General features: G+C 69.4%; 8 protein-coding genes and 1 pseudogene. All 9 read left to right on the top strand.

What is annotated here, in order from left to right; translation table 11 throughout:
• A pseudogene (locus KD1_RS16910) lies at positions 1-578 on the top strand (DivIVA domain-containing protein); the annotation flags it as partial.
• Between the two features lie 276 nt (positions 579-854).
• Positions 855-1,292: a TraR/DksA family transcriptional regulator gene (locus tag KD1_RS13385; RefSeq protein ID WP_068402713.1), complete on the top strand. Its 438-nt coding sequence runs from the start codon at positions 855-857 to the stop codon at positions 1,290-1,292.
• Between the two features lie 14 nt (positions 1,293-1,306).
• Positions 1,307-1,798, top strand: a complete 492-nt coding sequence (lspA, locus tag KD1_RS13390; RefSeq protein ID WP_068402715.1) for a signal peptidase II — start codon at positions 1,307-1,309, stop codon at positions 1,796-1,798.
• A complete protein-coding gene (locus tag KD1_RS13395) occupies positions 1,791-2,714 on the top strand; it encodes an RluA family pseudouridine synthase (RefSeq protein WP_068402717.1) in 924 nt (307 codons plus the stop codon). The genes lspA and KD1_RS13395 overlap by 8 nt, the downstream gene beginning before the upstream one ends.
• On the top strand, positions 2,711-4,558 hold the full coding sequence (locus KD1_RS13400; protein WP_068402719.1) for an FUSC family protein: 1,848 nt from the start codon (positions 2,711-2,713) through the stop codon (positions 4,556-4,558). The genes KD1_RS13395 and KD1_RS13400 overlap by 4 nt, the downstream gene beginning before the upstream one ends.
• A 10-nt stretch (positions 4,559-4,568) precedes the next feature.
• Positions 4,569-8,132, top strand: coding sequence for a DNA polymerase III subunit alpha (gene dnaE, locus KD1_RS13405; RefSeq protein WP_068402721.1), 3,564 nt, complete (start codon positions 4,569-4,571; stop codon positions 8,130-8,132).
• 55 nt (positions 8,133-8,187) lie between these two features.
• A complete protein-coding gene (locus KD1_RS13410) occupies positions 8,188-8,400 on the top strand; it encodes a hypothetical protein (protein WP_068402722.1) in 213 nt (70 codons plus the stop codon).
• Between the two features lie 124 nt (positions 8,401-8,524).
• The gene (locus KD1_RS13415; protein WP_068402723.1) at positions 8,525-10,660 is read left to right on the top strand and encodes a S9 family peptidase; all 2,136 of its coding nucleotides are present in this window, start codon (positions 8,525-8,527) and stop codon (positions 10,658-10,660) included.
• The gene (locus tag KD1_RS13420) at positions 10,657-11,100 is read left to right on the top strand and encodes a CidA/LrgA family protein (RefSeq protein ID WP_083542474.1); all 444 of its coding nucleotides are present in this window, start codon (positions 10,657-10,659) and stop codon (positions 11,098-11,100) included. Before KD1_RS13415 ends, KD1_RS13420 begins: the two co-directional genes overlap by 4 nt.
• Positions 11,101-11,227 lie beyond the last annotated feature (127 nt).

Raw genomic sequence — 11,227 nt, forward strand, 5'->3', positions numbered from 1 at the left:
CCGCGAACGCTCCCGCGCCGACGGCCACGGCGGCCTTCGCCGGTGCCGGTGCCGGTGCAACGACCGGTGGCGGCGACGCGGCCGGCATCATCGCCCTGGCGCAGCGCCTGCACGACGAGCACATCGCCGAGGGTGAGGGCACCCGCTCCCGCCTCGTCGCCGAGGGTGAGGCCAAGCGCGACGACCTGGTCAAGAAGGCCACGACCGACTCGCAGGCCATGATCGCCGAGGGCACGCAGAAGCGTGACGCGATGATCGCCGAGGGCACGCAGAAGCGCGACTCGCTCATCGCCGAGGGCACGCAGAAGCGCGACTCGCTCGTCACTGAAGGCACGCAGAAGCGCGACACCCTGGTCAGCGAGGCGACGGCCCAGGCCAAGAAGCTGGTCGGCGACGCCGAGGGTCAGCGCGAGCGCGTGCTCGCCGAGCTCAACCAGGCGCGCACGTCCCTGCAGGGTCAGATCGACAAGCTCAAGGGCTTCGAGCACGACTACCGCGGCCGTCTGAAGTCGTACATCACCGGCCAGCTCAAGGAACTGGACAACATCGGTCCGGTCGAGGCCAACAAGGGCAACTGACCCCGGGCGCGTCACAGCGCCATCCCGCTCCACCCCGATTCGAGGTAATGGCGACCGCTCCAGCGGTCGCCATTACCTCGAATCGCGTGAGGGAGTCGAATCGCGTGAGGGAGTCGAATCGCGTGAGGAGCGCGGTCGGGGCGCAATCGTTTCGGCGCTCCGCACCCTGAACCCACCAACGTCATGTAACGTGCTCCCGACATGGAGCAAGGCGCTGTCACACGGACAGCGCCGCCGCGCGTGTGAGACCGCCGCTGACAGTCGAAGGAGGGGATCATGGCCAAGGGGACGACCAAGCCGACCGCCGCTGGAGTGCGGGCGGAGACCCTGCCCGTGCTGCCGGGTGAGGAGCCGTGGACCGATGCCGAGGTCGAGGAGGTGCGCCAGCAGCTGCTGACCTCGATCGAGAGCCTCACGGCGGAGATCGCCACCGCCGAGGCGGATCTGGCCGATCTCATGCGCGACTTCGGTCAGGGTGCCGGCGACGACGAGGCCGACTCGGGCGCCAAGCAGTACGAGCGCGACCATGAGATCGCCCTGACGAACAGCGCCCGCACGATGCTCGCCGAGGCCCGGGAGGCGCTCGAGCGTCTCGACAACGGCACGTTCGGCGTCTGTGACTCCTGTGGCGGCCCGATCGGCAAGGCCCGGCTGCAGTTCGCACCGCGCGTCGTGCTGTGTGTCGCCTGCAAGACCAAGCAGGAACGGCGCTGAGCCCCAAGCGCGTCATGGCGATCGTGGCCGTCGTGACGCTCGCGCTGGACCAGCTCACCAAGGAGTGGGCCCTGCGCGCCCTGGGCGACGGTCAGGTCCGGCCGCTGATCGGTGACTGGATCACCCTGCGATTGTTGCGCAACCCGGGCGCGGCCTTCTCCTTCGGCGACTCCAACACCCTTCTGACCACCCTGATCGCGGTCGTCGTCACGGTGCTCGTGTTGGTGTGGTCGCGACGACTCAACGACCAGGCCTGGGCCTGGGCCTTCGGTCTGATCGTCGGCGGTTCCCTGGGCAACCTCGTCGACCGACTCGTGCGCGATCCGGGTCCCGGCCGCGGGCACGTCGTCGACTTCATCGACTACTTCGGCTGGTTCGTCGGCAACGTCGCCGACATCGCCATCGTCGGGGCCGCCGTGGCGATCGCCGTGTTCACCGCCATGGGCCTGCACCTGGACGGCTCCCGCGAGGGCTCGGACGAGCATCCGAGCGCCACCGATGTCTGAGCAGCGCGCCATCCTCGTCCCCGAGGGGCTCGACGGCGAACGCGTGGATGCCGCCCTGGCCCGACTCCTCGGGCTGTCCCGGACCAAGGCCGCAGACCTGGCCGCGGCCGGGCACGTCGTCTTGGCGGGCCGGGTCGTCGGCAAGTCGGAGCGGGCCGTGGCCGGAGAACTGCTCGAGGTCACCCTGCCGTCGGCCCCGGCGAGCCCGACGCTGGAGGTCATCGCCGAACCGGTGCCGGGCATGGGCATTGTCTTCGACGACGATCACATCGTCGTCGTCGACAAACCGGCCGGGGTGGCCGCCCACCCGTCCGTGGGGTGGTCCGGGCCGACCGTCGTCGGGGGCCTGGCCGCCGCGGGCTACCGCATCTCGACCTCGGGTGCCAGCGAACGGCAGGGCATCGTCTCCCGACTCGACGTCGGCACCTCGGGCCTGATGGTCGTGTGCAAGTCCGAACTGGCCTACACCGTGCTCAAGAACGCCTTCCGCCACCGTGAGGTGGACAAGACCTACCACGCCCTCGTGCAGGGCCTGCCCGACCCGCTCGTCGGCACGATCGAGGCTCCGATCGGTCGTCACCCCGGCCATGACTACCGGTTCGCGGTGATGGAGTCGGGCAAACCCAGCACGACGCACTATGCCCTGGTGGAGGCCTATCGCTCGGCCAGCCTCCTCGAGATCCACCTCGAGACCGGCCGGACCCACCAGATCCGCGTGCACTTCGCCGCGCTCCACCACCCGTGTGTCGGCGACCTGACCTACGGCGCCGACCCGGCCTTGGCCGCCCGCGTCGGTCTGGATCGCCAGTGGCTGCATGCCACCAGGCTCGGCTTCCTCCACCCGGCCTCGGGGGAGTACGTCGAGTTCGAGAGCGCCTACCCCGACGAGTTGCGCACCGCCCTGGAACGACTGTGACCGCCAGCCGGACGTGGGCCGTGGGCAGCGTGGCGCTGCGGTCGGTCTTCACCATCAACGACTCGCCGGCGCGGTGGCCGATCGCGCTCAAGGCGGCGCTCACGATGGCGATCCCGCTGGCGATCGGCATCCTGGCCGGGCGTGAGGGACTGGGTCTGATCGCCGGCCTGGGGGCCTTCACCGTGCTGTACGGCCCGACCACGGCCGGGCGATTCCGCCTGCGGCTCATGCTCGTCGTGGCCGTCGGCCTGCTGGGCTGTCTCGGGCTCGGGGTCGTCGCCGCGTCGTACCCGTGGCTGTTGGTGCCGTTCATGGTCGTCGTGGCGGTCGTCGCGGCCGTGTTGTGCAACACGCTCAAGGTCGGCCCGCCGGGGTCGTACTTCTTCGTGCTCGAGACGGGCATCGGCTACTATCTCGTCGCCCACGCCGGCCACCACGGCGGTGAACTCCTCCTCGCCGCGACTTCAGGCGCGATCGTCGCGATCATCGTCGGCATGTCCGACCTCATCGTCGACCCACACCGACCGGAGCGCCGTGCGGTCCAGGCCGCCGAGCGCGCCGTGTCGGCCTTCGAGACTGCCGAGCACGACCTGCGCGCCGCGCGCTCCCGGGCCTCGACTGCGCTGCACCACGCCTGGACGACGCTGCGCGATGCCACCGGACCGCGAGCCGGTCGGGTGCCGGCCGGTCTGGTCGGTCTCACCGCCGAACTCCAGGGGATCCACGACCGACACCTGACCCGCCTCGCCTCGTCGGCCGGGGTGACCGAGGGTGACCCGCTGCACCCGCGTGGGGTGGCCCACGACACCGACGATCGGGTCGACCTGGCCGCCGAGGACCTCGGGGTCGACGCCGAACAGTTGCGCGAGACGGCGCTGGGGCGCCCCGAACCGTCGTACCTCCTGCGGAGCAGCCTGCGGTGGCCCTCCGAGGTGCTGCTCATCGCGCTGCGGCTGGCGGTGGCCACCACGATCGCCGGGGCCATCGCCTCGGCGATCGGTTCCGATCACGTGTACTGGGCCGTGGCCTTCGCCGCCCTCGTGCTCCACCAGGGCGGTTCACGGGTCGCCCAGACGACGCGCGGCCTGCAACGTCTGCTCGGGACCCTGGCCGGTCTGCTCGTCTTCGGCGTCATCATTGCCATCCACCCCAGTTCGTGGGGGCTTCTCCTGGTGGTGGTGCTGCTCCAGTTCAGTGTGGAGATGCTCGTCACCCGCAACTACGCCCTGGCCGTGGTGGTCATCACGCCGTTGGCGCTGACCATCGCCACGGGCGGCAACTTCGATCACCCCATGGGCGCGGTGGTGCGTGATCGGGCCGTGGACACGCTCATCGGGGTGGCCGTGGCCCTGTGCGTGCTCTGGTTGACGATGCCGCGTTCGTCGGCGGTGCGGTTCGTGCGGGCCGCCAAGGTGCGCACGCTCGAGGGCATCGCGGCGGTCGTGGCTGACCTGGCCGCCGGGCGGGTCACCGGTCGGGACGAGCAGGAGCACCGTCGGGTGCTGTACTTCCAGCTCCTCGAGGGCGAGGGCACGACCGGCCGCGCGAAGGCCGACGATCCGGTGCGGGTGGAGCCCTACCTCGATTACGCGCGCGCGGTGACCCAGCTGGGGTACCTCGTGCTCGCCGCCGCCTGGCACCCGGAACTGCGCCATGATCAGGAGTTGTTCTCGCATGCCGCGCAGGTGCTCGACTCCCTGGCGGGAAGCGACCCGTCGGGTCCCGAGGACGCGGCCGGGCTGGCGGCCCGGGTGAGCGCACTGTCGGCGTTGATCACGCAGTGGCAGAAGGAGATTGCCGACGACGACCTGCGCCCGGACATCGTTGTCGATCCGCCCGCCTAAGATTGGCTCGATGTCCAGCGACCTGCCCCGCGAGAAGAACTTCGTCCACCTTCACAACCACACCGAGTACTCCATGCTCGACGGTGCGGCGCGAATCGACGACCTGTTCGCCGCCGCCGCGGAGCTCGGCATGCCGGCGGTCGCGACGACCGACCACGGCTACCTCTTCGGGGCCTACGAGTTCTGGTCGAAGTCACGCAAGTACGGCGTCAAGCCGATCATCGGTCTCGAGGCCTACGTCACCCCGGGCACACACCGCTCCGATCGCTCGCGCCTGAAGTGGGGCGACGAGAAGACCCGGCCCGGGGACGACCTCTCCGGTGGTGGTGCCTACACCCACATGACCCTGTTGGCCAAGGACAACACGGGCATGCACAACCTGTTCCGGATGGGCAGCCAGGCCTCGCTGGATCAGGTCTTCGCGAAGTGGCCGCGGCTGGACCGCGAGCTGCTCAACACCTACGGCAAGGGCCTCATCGCGACGACCGGGTGCCCGTCGGGTGAGGTGCAGGTGCGCCTGCGTCTGGGGCAGTACGACAAGGCCCGTGAGGCGGCCGCGGAGTTCCGCGACATCTTCGGCGAGGGCAACTACTTCTGCGAGCTCATGGACCACGGCATCGACATCGAACGTCGGGTGCGCCAGGACCTGCTCAAGCTTGCCAAGGACCTCAAGCTGCCGCTGATCGCGACCAACGACCTGCACTACGTCAAGCGTGAGGACGCGGTGCCGCACGACGCGCTGCTGTGCATCAACTCCGGCTCGACGCTGCTGGACGCCGACCGGTTCAAGTTCGACGGCGACGGCTACTACCTCAAGTCCCCGGCGGAGATGCGCCAACTCTGGCGGGAACTGCCCGAGGCGTGCGACAACACGCTGCTCATCGCCGACATGTGCGAGGTCTCCTTCACCGAGGGGGAGGGCCGCTACATGCCGCGCTTCCCCTGCCCGCCGGGGGAGGACGAGACCTCCTGGTTCATCAAGGAGGTCAACACCGGTCTGCGGCGACGGTTCCCCGAGGGCGTGCCCGACTACGCGCAGAAGCAGGCCGACTACGAGGTCGACGTCATCGTCGGCAAGGGCTACCCCGGGTACTTCCTCGTCGTCGCCGACTTCATCAACTGGGCCAAGTCCAACGGCATCCGCGTGGGCCCCGGACGAGGCTCCGGTGCCGGCTCGATGTGCGCCTACGCGATGGGCATCACCGACCTCGACCCCATCCCGCACGGTCTGATCTTCGAGCGGTTCCTCAATCCCGAGCGCAAGTCGATGCCCGACTTCGACGTCGATTTCGACGAGCGCCGGCGTGGCGAGGTGATCCGCTACGTCACCGAGAAGTACGGCGACGAGCGGGTCGCGCAGATCGTCACCTACGGCACGATCAAGGCCAAGCAGGCCGTCAAGGACGCCGCCCGCGTCATGGGCCACCCGTTCTCGGTCGGGGAGGGGATGACCAAGGTCATGCCCGCCGACGTCATGGGCAAGGGTGTGCCGCTGGCGAAGATGTACGACAAGGACCACGCGCGCTACGGCGAGGGTGTCGACTTCCGCAACCACATCGAGTCCGAGCCGTACCTGCAGGAGGTCTTCGAGACCGCCAAGGGGCTGGAGGGGCTGAAGCGCCAGTGGGGCGTCCACGCTGCCGGCGTCATCATGTCCAGCGAGCCGCTCATCGACGTCATCCCGATCATGCGGCGGCTGCAGGACGGCCAGGTCATCACGCAGTTCGACTACCCGAGCTGCGAGACGCTCGGGCTGGTCAAGATGGACTTCCTCGGCCTGCGCAACCTGACGATCCTCGACGACGCGCTGGAGAACATCCAGGCCAACCGCGACGAGACGATCGACCTCGACGCGCTGAGCAAGGACATGACCGACAAGGCCACGTACGCCCTGCTCTCGCGCGGTGACACCCTGGGTGTGTTCCAGCTCGACGGTGGTGGCATGCGGTCGCTGCTGCGCCTGATGCAGCCGGACAACTTCGAGGACATCTCGGCCGCGCTCGCGCTCTACCGACCCGGCCCGATGGGGGCCAACGCCCACACCAACTTCGCGCTGCGCAAGACCGGCAAGCAGGACGTGGACTACATCCACCCCGAGCTGACCGAGGCGCTGACCCCCATCCTGGGCAACACCTATGGCCTGATCGTGTATCAGGAGCAGGTCATGGAGATCGCGCAGAAGTTGGCCGGGTACACCCTCGGCAACGCCGACCTGCTGCGCCGGGCCATGGGCAAGAAGAAGAAGGAGGTCCTGGAGAAGGAGTACGCCAACTTCGAGAAGGGCATGCTCGAGAACGGCTACTCCAAGGAGTCCGTCGAGACCCTGTGGTCGATCCTCCTGCCGTTCTCCGACTACGCCTTCAACAAGGCCCACACGGCCGCCTACGGCCTCGTGTCGTACTGGACGGCCTACCTCAAGGCGAACTACCCGGCCGAGTACATGGCCGCGCTGCTCACCAGCGTGCGCGACGACAAGGACAAGTCGGCCCTGTACCTCAACGAGTGCCGTCACATGGGCATCAAGGTGCTCCCACCCGACATCAACGAGTCGGTCGCCAACTTCGCCGCCGTCGGTACCGACATCCGCTTCGGGCTCGAGGCGATCCGCAATGTCGGGCGCAACGTCGTCGACGAGATCGTCGCCGCCCGCGCGGAGCACGGTCGCTTCGCCTCGTTCAAGGACTTCCTCGACGCCTGCCCGGCCTCGGTGTGCAACAAGCGCACCATCGAGTCGCTGATCAAGGCTGGCTCCTTCGACAGCCTGGGCCACCCTCGCCAGGGCCTCGCGTTGGTCCACGAGGACTACGTCGACGCCTTCGTCGACATCAAGCGGCAGGAGGCGATCGGGCAGGACTCCCTCTTCGCCGACTTCGGCGGCGATGACGGTGTGGACGTCGACCACGCCGGTCTGCCGGATGTGCCGCCGCACGAGTGGGACAAGGCCACCCGGCTCAGCCATGAGCGCGACATGCTCGGCCTGTATGTCTCCGACCACCCACTGTTCGGCATCGAGCACGTGCTGCAGCGGGCCGCCGACACCTCCATCGCCGCCCTGCTCGACGAGGATTCGAGCCGCCCGGACGGATCGACGGTGACGGTGGCCGGTCTGATCACCGGGCTGCAGGTCAAGCGATCCAAGAAGGGTGACCTGTGGGCGATCGTCACCGTCGAGGACCTCGAGGGTGCCATCGAGTGCCTGTTCTTCCCGCAGGCGTACCTCACCGTCTCGACGATGCTGGCCATGGACACGGTCTGTGCCGTCAAGGGGCGGCTGCGCCGCGGCGACGACTCCGTCTCGATCAACGCCATGGAACTCTCTCTGCCGGAGGTCACCGACGGCCCCCGCGGTCCGGTCGTGCTCAATCTCGACCTGCCGCGGGCCACGGCGGCGCGGATCGAGGACCTCAAGGACGTCCTGGCCCAGCACCCGGGGACCACCGACGTGCAGATCAAGCTGCTGCAGCCGGGGCGCTCGGTCACGCTCAAGGTCGATCCGATGTATCGCGTCAACGCGACCGAGGCATTGTTCGGGGATCTGAAGGCACTGCTTGGCGCACGGGCCGTCGGCGGTTAGGCTCCCTCTTGTTACCCGCCGGTATTCAGTCGCCGGCCCACCAAAGGAGCAGGACATGGCGTACGACCTCAACACCACCACCCTCGGCGAGCTCCTTGAGGACGAGCGCGTCGCCGCCGTCTTCGAGAAGCACGCCCCCGGGGTCACGAGCAACCCGATGCTCGGCATGGCCAAGGGCATGAGCGTCAACCAGGCCATCGGCATGGCCGGCGCGATCATCCCGCAGGACAAGATCGACGCGATCAAGGCCGAGATCGAGGCCTTCTGAGGTCCACCCCCTCACCTGGTTCGAGGTATGACCCGGCGGGAATCCGCCGAGTCATACCTCGAACCGCGTGAGGGGTGCGCGAGGGGGCGCGCAGCGTGCGGGTTGCGACACCTAGCATGGCCGGGTGACCGACACCCGCACTGCTCCGCGCGCGCCCCAGCGACCCATCGCGCGCACCCACCACGGCGACACCGTCATCGACGACTACGCATGGCTCGCCGACCCGGAGAATCCCGAGGTGCTCGCGCATCTGCGCGCCGAGAACGACTACGCCGATGCGGTCACGGCGGATCTGGCCGACCTGCGGCAGGCGATCTTCGACGAGATCAAGTCCCGCGTCCAGGAGACCGACCTCTCCGTGCCGGTCGCCGACGGTCCGTGGTGGTACTACTCCCGCACGATCGAGGGCGGTCAGTACGCCATCTCCTGCCGGGCCCCGCTGACCGACCGCGCGACCCCGCCGGCGGTGGACGCCCCGGTCACCGGCGAACAGGTCCTCCTCGACGGCAACGCCGCCGCGGCCGGCCACGAGTTCTTCGCCGTCGGCGCGCTGACCGTCTCGGCCGACCACGCCGTCATGGCCCATGCCATCGACACCACCGGCGACGAACGCTTCGACGTCACCGTCGTCGACCTGGCCACCGGAGCCGTGCTCGACACCGCCGTGACGAACACCGGGTACGGCGTCGAACTCTCCCGCGACGGCCGGTACCTGTTCTACGTCCGCGTCGACGAGGCGTGGCGCCCGCACGAACTGTGGCGACACGAGGTCGGCAGCGATCCTGCCCACGACGTGCTCATCCTGGCCGAGCCGGACGAGCGCTTCTGGATGGGCGTGGGCACCTCGCGCGGCGACACCCACCTCATGGTGGCGCTCGGCTCCCGCACGACCAGCGAGGTGCACCTGCTGGATCTGCGCGACCCGCTGGGCCCCCTGCGCTGTGTCGCCCCCCGCCGTGAGGGCGTCGAGTACGACGTCGAGCCTGCCGGGGACCACCTGCTCATCACCCACAACACCGACCACAAGGACTTCGACGTGGCCTGGGCACCGCTGACGGCCACGAGCGCCGACCAGTGGCGGCCGCTGCTGTCCTCCGGTGCGGGCGAGCGATTCCTGGGGATGGATGCCTTCGCCGACTTCGCCGTGCTCACGCTGCGCAGCGACGGGTTGCCCGGCCTGCGCCTGCTGCCCCGGGCGACGTCGGTCGAGCCCGTCGACGGAGTCTCGCCGTGGGACACCGCACGGATCGAGAGCGTGACCTACGGCGCTCCGGGTGGCGCGATCTCGGCGGCCGACACCCCCGAGTTCCACACCGACCGGGTGCGGATCACGCACGAGTCCTGGACGCGCCCGCGCAGCGTCGTCGACCACGTCGTGGCCACCGGCGAGCAGGTGCTGCTCAAGCAGCAGCCGGTCCTCGGCGGGTACGACCCGGCGGCGTACGCGGAATCGCGGGAGTGGGCCACGGCCGCCGACGGGGTGCGCGTGCCGGTCTCGGTGGTGCGCCGCGCCGACGTCGCGCCCGACGGCACCCACCCGGCGTTGCTGACCGGGTACGGCTCGTACGAGATCAGTTCTGATCCGTACTTCTCGGTGGCCCGACTCTCGCTGCTCGACCGCGGCGTCGTGTACGCCGTCGCCCATGTGCGTGGCGGCGGCGAACTCGGGCGTGACTGGTACGAGCAGGGGCGACTGGCCCACAAGACGAACACCTTCACCGACTTCCTCGCCTGCGCCGATCACCTCGTCGAGACCGGCTGGGCCGCCCCCGACCGACTGGCCGCGGAGGGCGGATCGGCCGGGGGACTGCTCATGGGAGCCGTCGTCAACCTGGCCCCGCAACGATTCTCCGTCGTGCACGCCCAGGTGCCGTTCGTCGATGCCCTGACGACGATCCTCGACCCGAGCCAACCGCTGACGGTGGGGGAGTGGGAGGAGTGGGGCAACCCGCTGGCCGACCCCGAGGTCTACGCGTACATGAAGTCCTACAGCCCGTACGAGAACGTGGCGGCGGTCGCGCACCCCGCGATCCTGGCGACGACCTCACTCAATGACACCCGGGTCAGCTACGCCGAGCCGGCCAAGTGGGTCGCGAAGCTGCGCGAGGTGTCGACCTCCGATCCGGCCGAGGCGCCCGTGCTACTGCGCACCGAGATGGTCGCCGGGCACGGGGGCCGCAGCGGCCGGTACGACGCGTGGCACGAGACGGCGTGGGAGTGGGCGTTCATCCTCAATCGGCTGGGAGTGCGCCAGCCGTGATCGTCGGACTCCTCGTGCTGCTGCTCTGTCAACTGGCCGGAGAATTGCTCTCGCGGGCACTGGACCTGCCGGTGCCCGGCCCGGTCATCGGCATGTTGCTGTTGCTGCTCGTGCTGTTCGTACGCGGGGAGCGCGGTCTGCCGCAGGTCGAGCGGGCCGCCGAGGGCGTGCTGGACGAGTTGCCCCTGCTGTTCATCCCGGCCGGCGTCGGCGTCATCGGGTATCTCGGGCTCATCCGTGACCAGTGGCTGCCGGTCGTCGGGGGCATGGTCGGTGGCTGGGCGGCGGGGCTGGTCGTCACCGCCCTGAGCGCGGCTCTCGTCGTGCGGCTGCAGCGTCGCCGGCTCGTGGCGCCGAGCGGGATGGCGGAGCAGGCCGGCGAGCTGGCCCGCGACGCCGAACGCATGGACGGCTACGACCCCGAGGCGGAGCGCCGATGACCGGCCTGAGTGCCGCCGCGCGGGAGATGCTCGACACCCCGCTGTTCGGGATCACCCTGACCGTGGCCGCCTATGTCGCGGCCCGGTGGCTGTGGCAACGAGCCGGCCGGACGGCGCTCCTAACCCC

The organism is Kribbia dieselivorans NBRC 106261, from assembly GCF_001552435.1.
In the GTDB taxonomy this organism is placed as follows: domain Bacteria; phylum Actinomycetota; class Actinomycetes; order Actinomycetales; family Dermatophilaceae; genus Kribbia; species Kribbia dieselivorans.